This window comes from Aminobacter aganoensis (assembly GCF_014206975.1).
Lineage (GTDB): Bacteria > Pseudomonadota > Alphaproteobacteria > Rhizobiales > Rhizobiaceae > Aminobacter > Aminobacter aganoensis.
In genome coordinates this window covers 1-16,596 of the sequence record NZ_JACHOU010000006.1, presented here as the reverse complement: position 1 = coordinate 16,596, position 16,596 = coordinate 1, and the positions used below count along the sequence as shown (strand labels likewise).

The following is a 16,596-nucleotide window of genomic DNA, read 5'->3' as shown; positions in this document are numbered from 1 at the left end:
CTGCCAGGTCATTTCCGTTGCTGATTGCGGGCCCTTGACGCGGGCGAGGCGACCGCGAACGACCTCAGGCCGGGGCGTAGGCCGGTTCGAGAGGTGCGGCGGATGCGGGAACCACGACCTTGGCCGGGCGGATGCTGGTCGAGGTGATGGCTTCGGAGATTTCGGCGCCTTCGCTGTCGGCGCCATAGACCTTGCGCACGGCCTCGCGGGTCAGCTCTTCAGGCGCGCCGTCGAAGACGACGGTGCCGCCCTGCATGCCGATGATGCGGTTGCAGTAGGTGCGGGCGGTGTCGAGCGTGTGCAGGTTGGTGATGACGGTGATGCCCTCGCGCAGGTTGATGTCGCGCAGCGCGTCCATCACCACCTTGGCGTTGAGCGGGTCGAGCGAGGCGATCGGCTCGTCGGCAAGGATGAGCTTCGGCTCCTGCATCAGCGCACGGGCAATGGCGACGCGCTGCTGCTGGCCGCCCGACAGGGTGCCGGCGGGCTGGAGCGCGGTGCGGGCGATGTCGAGGCGCTCGAGTGCGGCGATGGCGCGGATGCGCTCCTCGCGGGAGAAGATGCCGAGCAGGTTGAGGCCGGTCGAACGATGGTTGAGGCGGCCGAGCAGGACGTTGGTCAAGACGTCGAGGCGCGGCACCAGGTTGAACTGCTGGAAGATCATGGCGCAGTCGCGCTGCCAGCGGCGAAGCGCCGGGCCGCGCAACGACGACACCTCGGTCTTGTCGAAGACGATCGAACCCTGGCTCGGGTCGATGAGGCGGTTGATGGTCTTGAGCAGGGTCGACTTGCCGGCGCCGGAGCGGCCGATGATGCCGACCATCTGGCCCGGCTGGATCTGGAGATTGACGCCGTTGACGGCGACGTTCTTGCCGAAGCGGCGGCTGACGTTGCGGATTTCGAGCATCGTGGCTTCCCTGTCCCTTCAGGGCTTTCCGCCCTCTTTCTGGCTTGGGCCTAGACCCGGGACATGAAGCTGCAATGTCGGGACCATGTCAGTTTTGTTACGATGCACAGTCCGGAGCGCGAAAAACGCGTGCTCGAGCGCCGTCGCCGGCCGAGTTCGCGCGACGGAAAGAAAAAGAGTCGGATCAGGGGTTTGTGCGTCCTAGCCAAGATTTTGCAAAAACTTGATCGCCGGCCCTGACACTACACTTGTTAGTCATTATATGAGGGCGGACGTCACATTGAGGAACCGCCGATGAAATTGTCCCGAACGACCCGCTTTGCCACGCTTTTCGCGGGCCTGTTCCTTGCCTTCTCCATGGTCGCCGTCGACCAGGCCGACGCGCGACGCGGCGGCAGCTTCGGCAGCCGGGGAGCGCGCACCTTCCAGTCGGCGCCGCCGACACGCACCGCGCCGCAGCCATCGGCACCGGTGGAGCGGTCGATGACCCCGAACACCGGCCAGGCGGCGAACCCCGCCACCAACGCCGCGCGTCCGGGTGCCGCTGCCCAGCAGCGTCCCGGCTTCATGGGCGGCTTCGGCGGCGCGATGATCGGCGGCCTGCTGATGGGCGGCCTGTTCGGCATGCTGATGGGCCAGGGTTTTGGCGGTCTCGCCGGCATGTTCGGCATGCTGATGCAGGTTCTGCTGATCGGCGGCGCCATCTGGCTCGCCTTGCGCTTCTTCCGCTCGCGGCAGGCGTCCGGTCCGGCGATGGCCGGTGCGGGTGCCGGCGGCGGCAACTTCAATTCGGGCGGCGGCAACTTCAACTATCGCGATGCCGCCCCGTCCGACGAAGGTGGCAAGGCCAATGGCGGCAGCCGCTCGTTCAGCATTCCGAGCATCGGCGGCAGCCGCGCCAACGCAGCACAGCAGCAGCCGGTCGGCAAGGACATCACCGTATCCGGTGAAGACCTCGACACGTTCCAGCGCCTGCTGACCGAAGTGCAGGAAGCCTTCGGCCGCGAGGACCACAAGGCGCTGCGTCGCCTGGTGACGCCGGAGATGGTTTCGTATCTCTCGGAAGAGCTGGCCGACAACGCGCAGAACGGCGTCCGCAACGACGTAACCGACGTCCAGCTGTTGCAGGCCGACATCGCCGAAAGCTGGAGCGAGGGCGACCGCGACTACGCGACCGCCGCGCTGAACTATTCGTCGATCGACGTCACCCGCAACCGGGCCACGGGCGAAGTGGTGGACGGCGACGAAAACGAGCCGACCGAGACCACCGAACTCTGGACCTTCGTGCGCCAGAACGGCGGTGACTGGCAGCTCTCGGCGATCCAGGAAGCCTGAGCGGGCTTCATCCAGACAAAGAAAGAGGCCGCGCACCGCGCGGCCTTTTTTGTTGCGGCAGAGTCGTTTAGCCGCCGTTCTTCTCAAGGAACTCTTCCGCTGAAAGTTTGCGGAAGTCGTCGAGGGCGGTGCGCAGCCTGGCGTGGTCCCAGTCCCACCAGGCGAGCGCCTGGAAACGCTCGGCCGTCCTGCGGTCGAAGCGCTCGCGCAGCGGCCTGGCCGGGACGCCGGCGACGATGGTGTAGGGCGCGACGTCCCTGGTGACGACGGCGCCCGAGCCGACCGCAGCACCATCGCCGATCGCGACGCCGGGCAGCACCGTCGAGCCGTGGCCGAGCCAGGTGTCGTGGCCGATGGTCACTGCGTTGGAGCGGCGCCATTCGAAGAACTCGCTCTCGTGGCTGGCGTCCTCCCAGTAATCGGAGGCGCGGTAGGTGAAGTGGTGCAGCGTCGGCCGCCAGGTGGGGTGGTTGGTGGCGTTGCAGCGGACGCTGGCTGCGATGTTCGAAAACTTGCCGACCGTCGTGCACCACAGGCTGCAATCCTGCATGACGTAGGAATAGTCGCCGAGCGAGCTTTCGCTGATGCGGGTGCGCTCGGAGACTTCGGTCCAGCGGCCAAGCGTCGACTGCATCACTTCGGCGCTTGGGTGGATCCAGGGCTGTTCGGACAGCTTGCGGCTCATGCTGCAATCTTTCCGGCGGCGAATTCGGTGACGTCGACGATGCGGTCAGCGACGGCCTCGCGCACGTCGGCATCGTGGAAGATGCCGAGCAGGGCCACACCCTTCAGCTTCTTTTCCTCGATCAGGGAAATCACCACCTCGCGGTTGGTGGCGTCGAGCGAGGCCGTCGGCTCGTCGAGCAGCAACACCGGATGGTCGGTGATGAAGCCGCGGGCGATGTTGACGCGCTGCTGCTCGCCGCCGGAGAAGGTGGCCGGCGGCAGGCTCCACAGGCGCTCCGGCAGGTTGAGCCGGCCGAGCAATTCGGCAGCGCGGGCATGCGCCTCGTCACGGGCGACACCGCGGGCGACCAGCGGCTCGGCGACGACGTCGAGCGCCGAGACACGCGGCACGGTACGCAGGAACTGGCTGACATAGCCGATCGTGTCGCGGCGCACGGCCAGCACGGTACGCGGATTGGCGGTGGCGAGATCGACGAGCTGGCCGTGGTGGTCGACGATGATCTGGCCCTGGTCGACGCCGTAATTGCCGTAGACCATCTTCAGGATGGAGCTCTTGCCGGCGCCCGAGGGGCCGCCGAGCACGGCGCATTCGCCAGCCCGGACCGAGAACGAGACATTGGAGACGACAGGCAGACGGATGCCGTCGCGAAGGTGCATGGTGAAGGCCTTGGCGACCTCGGAGACGATGAGTGGCGTTGCCATGGCTTACACCTGAAGGATCGAGGAGACGAGGAGCTGGGTGTAGGGCGCGCGCGGGTCGTCGAGCACGCGGTCAGTGAGGCCGGCCTCGACGACGTGGCCGTTCTTCATCACCATCATGCGCTGCGACAACAGCCGGGCGACGGCGAGGTCATGGGTGACAACGATGGCCGCGAGGCCGAGATCGGTCACCAGTCCGCGCAGAAGATCGAGCAGGCGCGCCTGCACCGACACGTCGAGGCCGCCGGTCGGCTCGTCCATGAAGACCAGGCGTGGGCCGGTGACGAGGTTGCGGGCGATCTGCAGGCGCTGGCGCATGCCGCCCGAGAAGGCGCGGGGCTCGTCGTCGATGCGCTCCTCGCCGATCTCGACGCGGGAGAGCCAGTCGACGGCGGTCGAGCGGATGTTGCCATAGTGGCGGTCGCCGACGGCCATCAGCCGCTCGCCGACATTGGCGCCGGCCGACACCGTCATGCGCAGGCCGTCGGCCGGGTTCTGGTGGACAAAACCCCAGTCGGTGCGCATCAGGAAGCGGCGCTCGGCCTCGCTCATGCGGTAGAGGTCGCGCCATTGGCCGTCGCGCATGCGGTAGCTGGCAGTGCCCGACGTTGGCAGCAGGCGGGTTGCCAGGCAGTTGAGCAGGGTGGTCTTGCCCGAGCCTGATTCACCGACGATGGCCAGCACTTCACCGGGCCACAGGTCGAAGGAGATGTCCTCGCAGCCGATGCGCGAACCGTAATATTTGGACAGCGCCGTAACGCGCAGAAGCGGTTCGTCGGTCATCGGGCAGTCTCCAGGATGTCGGGCGAGAGGTGGCCGCGATGGCCGCAGGCCTGGCGCGTCTCGCAATGGTCGGTGTCGGAACAGACGAACATGTGTCCGCCCTTGTCGTCGAGGATGACCTCGTCGAGATAGACCTGCTCGGCCCCGCACAGCGCGCAGGGCTGGTCGAAGGTCTGGATCTCGAAAGGATGGTCCTCGAAATCGAGGCTGACGACCTTGGTGAAGGGGGGCACCGCATAGATGCGCTTTTCGCGGCCGGCGCCAAACAGCTGGAGCGCCGGCGACATGTGCATCTTCGGATTGTCGAATTTCGGCGTCGGCGAGGGGTCCATCACGTAGCGCCCCTCGACCTTGACCGGATAGGCGTAGGTCGTGGCGATGCGGCCGTGCCTGGCGATGTCCTCGTAAAGCTTGACGTGCATGAGGCCGTATTCCTCGAGCGCGTGCATTTTCCGTGTTTCGGTCTCGCGCGGTTCGAGGAAGCGCAGCGGCTCGGGGATCGGCACCTGGTAGACCAGGGTCTGGCCCCCGGTCAGCGGATGCTCGGGGATACGGTGGCGGGTCTGGATGATCGTCGCCTTGGCCGTCTCGGTGGTCACGGCGACGTCTGCGACTTTCTGGAAGAAGGCGCGGATCGAGACAGCGTTGGTGGTGTCGTCGGCGCCCTGGTCGATGACTTTCAGCACATCGTCGGGGCCGATGATCGCAGCCGTCACCTGGACGCCGCCCGTGCCCCAGCCATAGGGCATCGGCATTTCGCGGGAAGCGAACGGCACCTGGTAACCGGGAATGGCGATGCCCTTGAGGATCGCCCGCCGGATCATCCTTTTGGTCTGCTCGTCGAGATAGGCGAAGTTGTAGGTTGCGATGTCTGTTGCAGGCGTGCTCATTCCGCCGCCTCCCGCTGTTCGGTTTCGTTGCTCTGGTTGCGCTTGTCGTGCTCCGAGCGCATGCGGCGGACGAGGTCGAGTTCGGCCTGGAAGTCGACATAGTGCGGCAGCTTCAGGTGCTCGACGAAGCCGGTCGCCTGAACGTTGTCGGAGTGCGAGATGACGAACTCCTCGTCCTGGGCAGGCGCGGTGATGTCCTCGCCCAGTTCGCCGGCGCGCAGCGCACGGTCGCACAGCGACATCGCCATGGCCTTGCGCTCGGACTGGCCGAAGACCAGCCCGTAGCCGCGGGTGAACTGCGGCGGCGCCTTGGCCGAGCCCTTGAACTGGTTGACCATCTGGCACTCGGTGACGCGGATGCGGCCGAGGGTTACGGGGAAGGGCAGTTCCGGCACGTCGAGCTCGAGCTCGACCTCGCCGATGCGGACCTCGCCGACGAAGGGATGGCTGCGGCCGTAACCTCGCTGGGTCGAGTAGCCGAGCGCCAGCAGAAAACCCTCGTCGCCGCGCGACAGCGCCTGGAGGCGGATGTCGCGCTCCATCGGGAATTCCAGCGGCTCGCGGGTGATGTCGCCGGTGAGGTGGTCCTCGGGCAGTTCGCCGTCGGCTTCGATCAAGCCTTCATGGGCCAGGATTTCGGACACGCGCGCCATGCGCTGGCCGTCGCCCTCGCGCTGCTCGGGTTCCGCGATGGCAGGGTCGTTTGCCAGTTCTGGGTCGAGCAGGCGGTGGGTGTAGTCGAAGGTTGGGCCGAGCAACTGGCCGCCGGGCAGGTCCTTGTAGGTGGCGGAGACGCGGCGCTCGACCTGCATGGCGGCGGTGTCGATCGGCCTGGTGTAGCCGAAGCGCGGCAAGGTGGTGCGGTAGGCGCGGACGAGGAAGATCGCCTCGATCAGGTCGCCGCGCGACTGCATGATGGCGAGCGCCGCCAGCTCGCGGTCGTAGAGCGAGCCCTCCGACATGACGCGGTCGACGCCGAGCGCCAACTGTTCGACGATCTGGTCGATGCGCAGCGCCGGCACCGAGCGGTCGCCACGGCGACGGTCGGCAAGCAGGCGATGGGCATTGGCGATGGCGGCTTCGCCGCCTTTGACAGCCACATACATGTCAGGCCTCCATCGTCTTGATGCGGGTGGTGCGGGGCAGGCAGGCGACCGCATCGGGTGCTGCCAGGATGACGTCGACACCGCGCGGGAACCGCGCGCCGTTCTGCTTCCACTGCTCGACGAAATGGCGCGGCAGCGGGGTGGGCGCGATGGTCGCCGAGGTCTCGATGCCGGGGCCTTCGAGATGCAGCGGTGTGCCTTCGGTCAGGCTTTCGACCTGCAGGACCAGCGTGGTCGAGCGATCGGGATATTCCTGCGTCCCTTGCGCGAAGTTCTCGACCGAGATCATGTTGGCCGGACTGGCGACGAGGGCGAAATGCGCATCGGCCGGTGTGGCGGCCAGCGGCGCGCCGGCGTGGAACGCGATCCAGGACCTGGCCGTCGAAACCTGAAGCCCGGCATCGAGCCAGAGCGGGGTGTCGTGGTCGCACAGCGTGAGGGCGACGGCTCCCGCCGTTGCCGACAGCGGGGCGGGCGGCTGGGTGAGCCCGACGACCGGCTGGATGGTGCCCGGTCGGGCCATGGCGTCCATGACCGCACGGAAGACGGTCTGGGCGTCGAACACGGGTGCGGCGAAACCGCCGTCGATGACATCCATCTGTTCCATCAGTCTTCTCCGCGAACCATGGTGAAGAAGTCGACCTTGGTGGCCGCCGTCTCGGCGCGGCCGATCGCATCGGCTTCGGCTTGTGCGGCGCGCAGGGGCGCAAGGATCCTGTCCTCGATCTCGGCGCGGCGGGTCGGGTTCTGCCAGAGCGCGTCGGCGATGGCCGAAAGCCTGGCCTTCTCCTTGTCGCGGCCGAGTGCATAGGAATGGCCGATCTCGCCGCCGGGCAGGCGCGCCGTGGCGCGGGTCACCGTCGCTTCGCCGAAGTTGAAGGGCGCGCCGCCACCGCCGATGCGACCGCGCACCGACACCAGGCCGGTCTCGGGGCCGCGCAGCATCTCGGCTTCGTGCGTCATGCCGGCAGCCGCGCACAGCCGCTTCAGCTCGTCGGCCGGCGCTTGGGCGAGGGCCGCCATCGCCGCCTTGCGCTCCGCTTCCAGTTCTCTTTCCTGCCGTCGGTCCATCTCGATCGCCACTCCACTTCGTATTTGTCTATTGTTCTATACAATCGAACAACATACGACGGGCTTGTAGCGAGGCTGCATGACGGGTGCATGACAGGTCGCAAACAGGGGCGGTGGATTTGAGCGGGCAGGGACAGAAACAGGCGGTGACGCGCAAGAGCGGGGTGGCGCTGTGGCGCCAGATCGCCGACCAGATCCGGCAGGCGATTTCGGCGGGAACGCTGGGCGGCGACGGCAAGCTGCCGCCTGAGATGGTCCTGTCCGAGCGCTTCGGCGTTAACCGCCACACGCTGCGCAGCGCGATTGCCGCACTTGTGCAGGAAGGCGTGCTCCGGGCCGAGCAAGGCAGGGGGACCTTCGTCGAGAGCCGGCAGAAACTCTCCTTTCCGATCTCGGCGCGGACGCGCTTTTCCACCGGCCTGCGCAGCCAGGCGCGCGATCGGCGCAGCAGCCTGCTCGCCCATGCCGTGGAGCCGGCGCCGCGGCGCGTGGCGGAAGGGCTCGGCCTTGCGGAAGGCGCGGCCGTTGTCAGGCTGGAAACGCTGAGCGAGGCCGACGAACGGCCGGTGTCGCGCGCCACAAGCTGGTTCGATGCGGAGCGGTTTCCCGGCTACGCCGAGGCCTATGCCGAGACGGGCTCGATCACGCTCGCTTTCCAGCGCTATGGCATCGAGGACTATTTCCGCAAGTCGACGCTGGTATCCGCCCGCCATGCCGATGCGGCCGATCTTGCCGACCTCAAGCTGTCGGCGGGAGCCATCGTGCTGGTCGCGGTTGCGGTCAATGTCGATGCCGAGGGCGTGCCGATCCAGTATGCCGAGACGCGCTTCGTTGCCGACAGGGTGGAGCTCAGCGTCTCGACCGAGCTTCAGTGATTGTAATGGGCGGCGACGCCGCCGGGCCCGAACTCCACCTGCCGGGCCGGTGAAGCCGGCACGGCCGGTCGTGTTGCCGGTTCCTTGGCCCGTGCCCAGCAGTAGTAGAGCAGAAACGAGCCGATGACATAGGGCTGGAGGATGTCGACCTCGAAGAAGGAGCGGATGACCAGCAGGGCAAGCAGGCCCGTCTGCAGCAGCGGCTCGATCCAGTCGCCTTCGCCGAGTAGCCGCGAGATGCACAGCCTAAGGATGGCGAGCAGCGGCAGCACGATCATCGCCGCGCCGACATAGCCGAGTTCCACCAGCGCCTCGATATAGGTGTTGTGGAAATGGAAGCCGGTGCGGGAGGTGATGTAGAACTCGTTCCACAGCCGCTCCGCCTCGGAGAAGCCCTGGACCCAATAGGCGGCATAACCGATGCCGAGCAGCGGCGTGTTTGCCGCGGCGTCGAAGCCCTGCTGCCAGAGATAGGTGCGGCCGGTCAGCGTCGAATCCTTGCCGAAGGCGCCAAGCACCATGTCGATCGCGCCGGCATTGAGCGCCGCCAGCACCGCCGTTCCGGCAAAAACGAGGCCGGCGGCGAAGAAGATCCGGCGGTGGGTCGGCGAGAACGCCTCCAGTCCGGCAATGACGACGACCATGGCTACCGCTGCGGGGGTGGCGAGCATCGAGGTTGCCGATTGCGACAGGACCAGCGAGGCCGCCGAAAGTGCGACGACGCCCAGCGCAAGCAGGCGGGCGATGCGGCCGCGCGTCTGAAACAGCGCGAAGTAGCAGCCGAAGAGCACACCCAGCGAGGCGTAGAAGCCAAGCTGGTTCTTCGAGCCGAATGCGCCGACGAAGCTGTAGGTGCCGTCGAGCGCGTCATAGACATAGCCGCCGACGAGCATCGAATAGGTGAGGATGACGGCGACGCCGGCGATGGCGCCGATGGACAGGGTGCGCGCATCGATCACCCGGGCCGCGATCACGGCGCAGACGACGTGCGACAGATACTGGAGCGCTGCCCGGCTGGTCACGTCGGGCGCGTCGGACCAGAAATAGGACAGGCAGGCAAGCAGCGCGAAAGCGAGAAGTTGCGGCGATGCGGCGAGGCGGCCGAGCGTGAACCGATAGTCGACAAGGACCAGCGGGAGCCAGACCGCATAATACATCAGGATCGAGATCTGGCCGATGCGGAACGAATAGGCGAACACGAAGAACGATACGGCGACCGCGAAGGCGCCGTAGAGCGTGTTGTGGCCGGGTTCGACCAGAGTGGATTTCCTGATCCGCATGGCGCCTGGCCGCTACTGAATGAGCGGGTCGCCCATCCGCTTCACCTTGAGCACATCGCCGGGCAGGACGGGCATGTCTTCGGCGGCAGTGATGTCCTTGCTCTTGCCATTGCCGTCCTTGCGGACGAGGACATAAGAAATCGCCTGTTCGGTGCCGGCCGCGGCGGGGGCCGTGCCGCCTGCCTCGGCGATCAGGCCCTTCTGCATTCCGAGCTTGAGCGTGACGGCGTTGAGTTCGCCGACGACCTTCTGCCGCTCGACCGCCAGTTCGGACTCGCCGTCGTTCTTGAGGTCGATCGCTTCCTGCTCGGCCTTGCTGATGTCCTGCTTGGCCCGCAGCATGGCAGTCTCCAGATCGAGGATCTTGCCTTCCATCTCGGCGATTGAGCGCTCGGTCGACAGCACGCGCGTGTTCACCACGAGGCCCTTCTGGGCCAGCGTGTCGATGCCGCTGAGCTCCTTCCTGGCGAGCTCCACCTGGCGCTTCTGGGTTTCGGACTTCTGGCCCAGAGAGACGATCTCCTGTTCGAGCAGGCCCTTGAGCTCCTCGAGCGCCTGCAGCCTCAAGGTGAGTTTCTTCTGGCGCGAGGCCATGATGGCGGTCTCGTTGGCGATCATGCCCGGTACCGCCGGCAGGGCGGCGATCTCCTTCGGCGCTTCGACCTCGGTCTTGCCGGCGAGCTCGGCATCGATTCTTGCGCGGGTCACCATCAGCCGAAGCTGCTCGTCGGACAGCACGGCATGGCTGCCTTCGGCGGTGATGAGGTCGCGCTCGGTACGGGCGCCGTCGGCGCCGCGGCGCATGCCGCCGGCAATGCTGATCGCCTTGAGCACGGTCAGGTCGGGGGCATAGGCATACTGGCCCGGCGTCTGGATGTCGCCGGAGATGTAGAACGGGCGGAACTGGGCCACCTCGACCGACGCCTCGGGGCGGTCGGAAAGGCCGAACTTGTCCTGCAGCGTCTTGCCGATCGTCTCGGCGATCTCGGCCGTCGTCTTGCCCGCGGCCTTCGTTTCACCGACGAATGGCAAGGAAAGATTGCCCGACGGCCCGATCGTGTATTCACCGCTGACCGAGGACCAGTCGCGGAAGGCGCCTTCGACCGTCTGCCATTCGACGACGCGGATGGTCAGCTTGTCCTGGGTTCCGAGCTGGTAGTCCTGGGCAAGGGCGGTGGACGCCGAAATGGCCAGCGTGAGGCAGAGCGCGCCGCCCAGCCTGAGCAGGCGTCGCGTGCGGCGATTGGGATCGAGGTTTCGGTTCAAGGTCGTCGTCCGTTCGTGGGCCGCGGGGATCTCTTGGAGCCCGCGGGCGGGAGAAGCTGCGCGCCCCCACGTGGGCGCAGCCTCGATTGCGGCAAGCTCAGTAGCTGCCGCGCGACAGGCAGACGGCCGGGACCGTCTTGAGGATGATGCGGATGTCTTCGGCCAGCGACCAGTTCTCGACATAGTGACGGTCGAACGCGACGCGGCTGTCATAAGAAACGTCGTTGCGCCCGCTGACCTGCCACAGTCCGGTGAGGCCCGGCCGCGACTTGAGATAGAAGACGACCGCCTTGCCATAATAGTCGAGTTCGTCGCGGACCACGGGGCGTGGGCCGACGATGCTCATGTCGCCGAGAAGGATGTTGAGGATCTGCGGCAGCTCGTCGAGGCTCAGCTTGCGCAGCACGGTGCCGACACGCGTGACGCGCGGGTCGTCCTTGAGCTTGCGCGTCGCGTCCCATTCGGCCCTGGCTTCCGGGTCGTTGCGAAAATGGGCAGCAAGGACCGCATCCCCGTTGGGGACCATCGTGCGGAACTTGAGGCATTGGAAGATACGCCCGCCACGGCCGATCCGGCGATGGCCGTAGAACACGGAGCCGCCGTCCGACGCCTTCACCAACAAGGCAATGAGCAGGAACAACGGGCTTAATGCGATAATCCCGAGACCCGCACCGATGATGTCGAATCCGCGCTTGGCCACACCACCCAGAGGGGGAAGGTCGGTGGCGACGTGTGGAAACTCCAAGCTCGTAGACTTGGCCAGATCCCTCATGCTGCAACTCCAATTGGTCGATAAATCGCCCCAGAATCGCCCTGTGACAGGATATGGCCGGCATGCTGCGCTGCAACACACGTTTTTTTGACGCGTGAAATATTTCTATCAGTAGATGACCAAAATCCGTGCATGGCGTGCACAAGAAAATTTCAATGCGACAGTTTTATGTCCATAGCCTCAATGCTTGAGCAGAATCGAATATGTCGATCTGTGGGAAATGTTAAAGGTTAAATTCCAACCATGTTTGTAATCATTCTAAAAATGGGTGTCAGATTATGAAACATGTTACAAAACATACGTGTACAAGGCAAAATATTCGGAAATAATGGCGACTTGAATGAAAAATGGCGAGACTGTCGATTGTCTGTGACAGTGCAATGCAACATCCCAGGTTGACGGCAGGACTCGTCGCGAAACAGGGCTCCGCTTGCTGACTGCTGGGTGGCTCAATATAATGAAATGACGTTCCTGCGGCCGATCGCCAGCCAGCATGCCGGCATCAGAATATGTCGAAGGAACGGATGTGGGTGGAGCTTTCAGGGCCAGGGGAGTTGCAAGCAACATGGTGACGAATTCAGTGCCGATGCCTCGGGCCTGACGGTCAGTGGCCATGACTCTGCCAAAATTCGTGTTCGGCATGGCGATGGTGATCGCCATCGTGGCACTATGGTCCTATCTCGATGCTGCCAGCTGGGGCACGATCTTGCTGCGCGTGCTGGCCTGCGCCGTGATTCTTCAAGTCGGATACTTCCTTGTCATCCTGGCCATGGTGTTGCGCGCGAGCCCGAACACGGCCGAAATCAAGAACACCAAGGCAGTGGCCGACGGAACTCCGGCAGTTCCAGCCGACGACCTGACGCCAAAGGGCAGCGCGCACTAGGGCCGTTGCTGCATCATCCACGGCCGCCCGCCGGCTGGATTTGTCGGGAATCGCCGACGCTTTTCCGAGCATCATCTTGCCCAGCTCCGCCCGCCGTCGCGTGATGCCGCGATGTCACCGCTGCAGATAGCGGCGTTAGTTGGCGTGATCAAATCGACACGCCCACAAGCCTTGGAAAGCCGCATGTCGCGGCGGTCGGCACCGGGTCCTTGCGACCCCAACGGTGAAGCGCCGTAACAAAAGTTGGGGTTCCCTTGTTCGCAGGTGCAATATAGCTCTTGCGTCGGCGGGCTAAGACGGAAAGGCAACGACGTGAGCGGAACCGACGTCTGTGTCATCATTGCTGCGCGCAACGCGGCGGAAACGATCACGACGGCCATCACTTCGGCGCTGCTGGAGCCCGAAGTGGCCGAGGTCGTGGTCGTGGACGATGCTTCGACCGATGCGACCGAAGCCGTGGCGCGGGCTGCCGACGATGGCAGCGGCCGCCTTGTGGTGCTGCGGCTTGACGTCAATCGCGGCCCCTCATTTGCGCGCAACATGGCGATCCGCAACTCCAGATCGGCACTGATCAGCATCCTGGACGCCGACGATTTCATCCTGCCCGGGCGGTTCGCGAACCTTGTCGCCGGCGATGACTGGGACCTTGTCGCCGACAACATCGTCTTCGTGGAACATGCCTCGGTGCGCGACGTGCTGGCGGGCGACATCGCGCAATTCGATGCCGATCCGGCGCAGCTCGATTTCGCGCAATTCATCGCGGGCAACATTTCCAGCCGCGGCGTCCAGCGCGGCGAACTGGGCTTCCTCAAGCCGGTGATGCGGCGCGAGATGCTGGAGCGGACGGGGCTGGGCTACGACGAAAATTTGCGGCTCGGCGAAGACTATGCGCTCTACGCCGGGGCCATGCTGGCGGGCGCCCGTTTCAAGTTCATCAGGTCCTGCGGCTACTGTGCGGTGGTGCGGCCCAATTCGCTGAGCGGCCAGCACCGCACCGAGGATCTGCGGCGCCTGGCCGATGCCGATCTCGGGCTTTTGGCGCAACCCGGACTGGCGACGCAACACCAGCGCGTCCTTCGCCGCCACGAGCGCCATGTGCGCGACAAGTATCGCCTGCGGCGTTTCCTCGACCTCAAGGCGGCCGACGGCTTGGCAGCGGCAGCGAAGTTCGCGATGGCATCGCCCGCCAACTTCCTGGCGGTCGTCCGCGGGGTGGCCATGGACAAGTTCGATGCGTTGACGGGCTCTGGTTCGGTGTCTCCGGCTCGTGAACCGCGCCTGCGCTACCTGATGGCGGCCGAGAACGCAGGTGCCCGGACGTGACAGCATCGGACATCAAGGACATTCTGGTCGTCGGCGGCGGCGGCTATATCGGCTCCCACACCTGCCTCGACCTGGCGCGGAGGGGCTTTCGCCCCGTCGTCTATGACAATTTCAGCAACGGCCACCCCGAATTCGTCAAATGGGGACCGCTCGAGGAAGGCGACATCCGGGATCGCGCGCGGCTGGACGAGGTGTTCGCCAGGTACCAGCCGGCGGCCGTCATCCATTTCGCCGCGCTGATCGAGGTCGGGGAATCGGTCAGGAACCCGATCGCCTTCTTCGAGAACAACGTCGCGGGGTCGCTGAACCTGTTTGCCGCCGCCAATGCCGCGGGATGCAAGCGGCTGGTGTTTTCCTCGACCTGCGCCACCTATGGCGAGCCGGAAGAGACGCCGATGCGCGAGACGCACCGGCAGCAGCCGATCAATCCCTATGGCCGCAGCAAGCTGATCGTCGAGGACATGTTGCGCGACCTCGACCGCTACGAGGGCTTCCGGTCGGTGCTGCTGCGCTATTTCAACGCCGCCGGCGCCGATCCCGAAGGACGCATCGGCGAACGCCACGATCCCGAGACGCATGCCATCCCGCTGGCGATCGACGCAGCTCTCGGCCGCCGTGCCGGCTTCAGCGTGTTCGGCGACGATTACGACACCCGCGACGGCTCCTGCGTCCGCGATTTCATCCACGTTCTGGACCTTGCCGACGCGCATAGCCGCGCCGTGCAATACCTGATCGAGGGCGGCGACAGCGTCGCGCTGAACCTGGGCACGGGGCAGGGCACGACGGTCAAGGAATTGCTGTCGATGGTGGCGCAGGTTTCGGGCCGGACATTCCCGGTGGAGCAGGCGCCGCGGCGCGAAGGCGACGCACCGTCGCTCGTCGCCGACAATTCGAGGGCACGCCACGTGCTTGGCTGGACCCCACGCCACGACCTCGCCGCGATTGTGTCGAGCGCCTGGAACTGGCACGCTCGGGCAAACGTGGAGTAGAAGGGCATGGCATCGATCTTCGCTTTCCGCACACGCAGTCCGGACCGCGACCGGGAAACCGACGTGACCCGCTTCGAACAGCTGGCACGTTCGCTCGACCAGCTGACCTCGGAGATCGAGGCCGAGAGGACCGGCATCCGGAACCGCTACGAGGCCGTCTCGGCCAATGCGGCCTTCCTGGTCGAGGCGATGGACAATTCCGAGGCGTCGTCGCGGCGGGCCGACGACATGGACCGGTGGACGGAATCGCTGAAGACCTGCCTGCGCCGCATCGAGGCACTGGGGCGGCAGACCGAGTTCATCGCCGGGCTTCGTCATGCGCTGGACACGTTTGTCGACGAAGGTCGCAAGGCCGATGAGGGATCGTCGGCAGCTGAGGCGCCGGAGGAGGTCCGGCGCCGGCCCTGACGGGCCAGAATCTTACGGGAGGATGGGAGGTTGTTTCCGGTCGGGGTGAGGCCCCTGGCCGGCAGTTGCAATGCGGTTCTCGGGCGGGAGGCGCGAAGGCACAAGGATGACTTGGCTATGAACGCAAACGTCACACATCACGCAGCCGGCCGGATCGGCCGCCGCTCATGGGGCTTGCGCCTGTCGGTCGCGCTGGCGGGCCTGCTTGCCGCTTCGGGCGGTGCGCTGGCGCAGGATGCCATGGGCAAGTCCTTCGTGGAAACGTTCGACACGCTGAGCGGTTCGCGCTGGTTCGTCTCCGACGGCTGGGACAACGGCAAGCACCAGAACTGCACCTGGTCAAAACAACAGGTCCAGGTCGCCGACGGCAACCTGGTGCTGAGCTTCGAGAAGAAGCAGTTGAAGAACCGCGACTATTCCTGCGGCGAGGTGCAGACCAAGGAACGCTTCAGCTACGGCACCTACGAGGCGCGGATGAAGAGCGGCACCGGCTCGGGCCTGAATGCGGCCTTTTTCACCTATATCGGCCCGGTGCACAAACAGCCGCATGACGAGATCGATTTCGAGGTGCTGACCAAGGATCCCTCCAAGGTGCAGGTCAACGCCTATGTCGGCGGCAAGTCCAACGACGAGAAGCTCGTCGACGTGCCTGGTGGCGCCGACCAGGGTTTCAACGACTATGCCTTCGTGTGGGAGAAGGAGCGGCTGCGCTGGTACGTCAACGGCCAGCTCGTGCACGAGGTGACCGAGCCGTCGCAACTGCCCAGCCACCCGCAGAAGATCTTCTTCAGCCTGTGGGGCACCGACACGCTGCGCGAATGGATGGGGGCCTTCTCGGATCCGGGCAAGCCGGTGACGATGGCCGTCGACCGCGTCGCCTTCACCGCCCTCGGCGAGCCTTGCCAGTTCGAAGGCTCGGTCGCCTGCACGCTGCAGTGAGCGGCAGACAGGCTGGCGCGGCACGTCCGCGCCCCAACATCATCAACGAACAGGAACGGACCTGATGAAGCTTACGGTATTTGGGATCGGCTATGTCGGTCTTGTGCAGGCTGCGGTGCTGGCGGAGGTCGGGCATGACGTTGTCTGCGTCGATGTCGATGCGGCCAAGGTCGAGCGGCTGAACCAGGGGTTCATCCCGATCTTCGAACCGGGGCTGGAGGCCTTGGTGCGCGACAACCATGCGGCGGGCCGCATCGTGTTCACCACCGACGCCTCGATGGCGGTGAAGCATGGCGAGATCCAGATGATCGCGGTCGGCACGCCGCAGGGCGAGGACGGCTCGGCCGACCTCAAATACGTGCTGTCGGTGGCCGATGCCATCG

General features: G+C 65.5%; 19 protein-coding genes and 1 pseudogene. 8 read left to right on the top strand and 12 right to left on the bottom strand.

Features of this window, described 5'->3' with window-relative positions; translation table 11 throughout:
* Positions 1-64 precede the first annotated feature (64 nt).
* The gene (phnC, locus tag GGR00_RS14075; RefSeq protein WP_184699756.1) at positions 65-907 is read right to left on the bottom strand and encodes a phosphonate ABC transporter ATP-binding protein; all 843 of its coding nucleotides are present in this window, start codon (positions 905-907) and stop codon (positions 65-67) included.
* Between the two features lie 294 nt (positions 908-1,201).
* On the opposite strand from phnC, the gene GGR00_RS14070 reads away from it, so the two are divergent.
* Positions 1,202-2,242, top strand: coding sequence for a Tim44 domain-containing protein (locus GGR00_RS14070; protein WP_055976151.1), 1,041 nt, complete (start codon positions 1,202-1,204; stop codon positions 2,240-2,242).
* Between the two features lie 67 nt (positions 2,243-2,309).
* Here the strand turns inward: GGR00_RS14070 and GGR00_RS14065 are convergent, their stop codons facing one another.
* The 7 genes from GGR00_RS14065 to phnG are packed head-to-tail and all read right to left on the bottom strand — an operon-like array spanning position 2,310 to position 7,478.
* The gene (locus GGR00_RS14065; RefSeq protein ID WP_184699755.1) at positions 2,310-2,927 is read right to left on the bottom strand and encodes a DapH/DapD/GlmU-related protein; all 618 of its coding nucleotides are present in this window, start codon (positions 2,925-2,927) and stop codon (positions 2,310-2,312) included.
* On the bottom strand, positions 2,924-3,631 hold the full coding sequence (gene phnL / locus GGR00_RS14060; RefSeq protein WP_184699754.1) for a phosphonate C-P lyase system protein PhnL: 708 nt from the start codon (positions 3,629-3,631) through the stop codon (positions 2,924-2,926). The genes GGR00_RS14065 and phnL overlap by 4 nt, the downstream gene beginning before the upstream one ends.
* Positions 3,632-3,634: 3 nt before the next feature.
* On the bottom strand, positions 3,635-4,411 hold the full coding sequence (phnK, locus tag GGR00_RS14055; protein ID WP_184699753.1) for a phosphonate C-P lyase system protein PhnK: 777 nt from the start codon (positions 4,409-4,411) through the stop codon (positions 3,635-3,637).
* On the bottom strand, positions 4,408-5,301 hold the full coding sequence (locus tag GGR00_RS14050) for an alpha-D-ribose 1-methylphosphonate 5-phosphate C-P-lyase PhnJ (protein ID WP_184699752.1): 894 nt from the start codon (positions 5,299-5,301) through the stop codon (positions 4,408-4,410). Before GGR00_RS14050 ends, phnK begins: the two co-directional genes overlap by 4 nt.
* Positions 5,298-6,407 carry a carbon-phosphorus lyase complex subunit gene (locus GGR00_RS14045; RefSeq protein WP_184699751.1) on the bottom strand — a complete coding sequence of 370 codons (1,110 nt, stop codon included), beginning with the start codon at positions 6,405-6,407 and terminating at the stop codon, positions 5,298-5,300. Before GGR00_RS14045 ends, GGR00_RS14050 begins: the two co-directional genes overlap by 4 nt.
* Before the next feature lies 1 nt (position 6,408).
* Positions 6,409-7,014, bottom strand: coding sequence for a phosphonate C-P lyase system protein PhnH (gene phnH / locus GGR00_RS14040; RefSeq protein ID WP_377863922.1), 606 nt, complete (start codon positions 7,012-7,014; stop codon positions 6,409-6,411).
* Positions 7,014-7,478, bottom strand: a complete 465-nt coding sequence (gene phnG, locus GGR00_RS14035; protein ID WP_055976192.1) for a phosphonate C-P lyase system protein PhnG — start codon at positions 7,476-7,478, stop codon at positions 7,014-7,016. Before phnG ends, phnH begins: the two co-directional genes overlap by 1 nt.
* Before the next feature lie 119 nt (positions 7,479-7,597).
* On the opposite strand from phnG, the gene phnF reads away from it, so the two are divergent.
* Positions 7,598-8,353, top strand: a complete 756-nt coding sequence (gene phnF / locus GGR00_RS14030; RefSeq protein WP_055976134.1) for a phosphonate metabolism transcriptional regulator PhnF — start codon at positions 7,598-7,600, stop codon at positions 8,351-8,353.
* Here phnF and GGR00_RS14025 read toward each other — a convergent pair.
* From GGR00_RS14025 to GGR00_RS14010, 4 genes are all read right to left on the bottom strand, one after another.
* Positions 8,347-9,633, bottom strand: coding sequence for an O-antigen ligase family protein (locus GGR00_RS14025; protein WP_184699750.1), 1,287 nt, complete (start codon positions 9,631-9,633; stop codon positions 8,347-8,349). The genes phnF and GGR00_RS14025 overlap by 7 nt on opposite strands.
* Positions 9,634-9,645: 12 nt before the next feature.
* On the bottom strand, positions 9,646-10,899 hold the full coding sequence (locus GGR00_RS14020) for a polysaccharide biosynthesis/export family protein (protein WP_246441379.1): 1,254 nt from the start codon (positions 10,897-10,899) through the stop codon (positions 9,646-9,648).
* 97 nt (positions 10,900-10,996) lie between these two features.
* Positions 10,997-11,671 carry a sugar transferase gene (locus GGR00_RS14015; protein ID WP_055976124.1) on the bottom strand — a complete coding sequence of 225 codons (675 nt, stop codon included), beginning with the start codon at positions 11,669-11,671 and terminating at the stop codon, positions 10,997-10,999.
* A gap of 288 nt (positions 11,672-11,959) precedes the next feature.
* A complete protein-coding gene (locus tag GGR00_RS14010; RefSeq protein WP_162244926.1) occupies positions 11,960-12,331 on the bottom strand; it encodes a hypothetical protein in 372 nt (123 codons plus the stop codon).
* On the opposite strand from GGR00_RS14010, the gene GGR00_RS14005 reads away from it, so the two are divergent.
* The 6 genes and pseudogenes from GGR00_RS14005 to GGR00_RS13980 form a co-directional block, all read left to right on the top strand.
* Complete coding sequence (locus tag GGR00_RS14005) at positions 12,312-12,554, top strand: exopolysaccharide production repressor protein (protein ID WP_162244925.1); 243 nt, start codon at positions 12,312-12,314, stop codon at positions 12,552-12,554. The genes GGR00_RS14010 and GGR00_RS14005 overlap by 20 nt on opposite strands.
* 312 nt (positions 12,555-12,866) lie before the next feature.
* Positions 12,867-13,877 (top strand): glycosyltransferase family 2 protein, encoded by a 1,011-nt coding sequence (locus tag GGR00_RS14000; RefSeq protein ID WP_055976119.1) that lies wholly within the window; start codon positions 12,867-12,869, stop codon positions 13,875-13,877.
* Positions 13,874-14,866, top strand: a complete 993-nt coding sequence (gene galE / locus GGR00_RS13995; protein WP_244487839.1) for a UDP-glucose 4-epimerase GalE — start codon at positions 13,874-13,876, stop codon at positions 14,864-14,866. Before GGR00_RS14000 ends, galE begins: the two co-directional genes overlap by 4 nt.
* 6 nt (positions 14,867-14,872) lie before the next feature.
* Positions 14,873-15,274 carry a hypothetical protein gene (locus tag GGR00_RS13990; RefSeq protein WP_055976116.1) on the top strand — a complete coding sequence of 134 codons (402 nt, stop codon included), beginning with the start codon at positions 14,873-14,875 and terminating at the stop codon, positions 15,272-15,274.
* 117 nt (positions 15,275-15,391) lie between these two features.
* Complete coding sequence (exoK, locus tag GGR00_RS13985) at positions 15,392-16,213, top strand: endo-1,3-1,4-beta-glycanase ExoK (protein WP_055976114.1); 822 nt, start codon at positions 15,392-15,394, stop codon at positions 16,211-16,213.
* Positions 16,214-16,277: 64 nt separating this feature from the next.
* Positions 16,278-16,596: pseudogene (locus tag GGR00_RS13980) on the top strand (UDP-glucose/GDP-mannose dehydrogenase family protein); the annotation flags it as partial.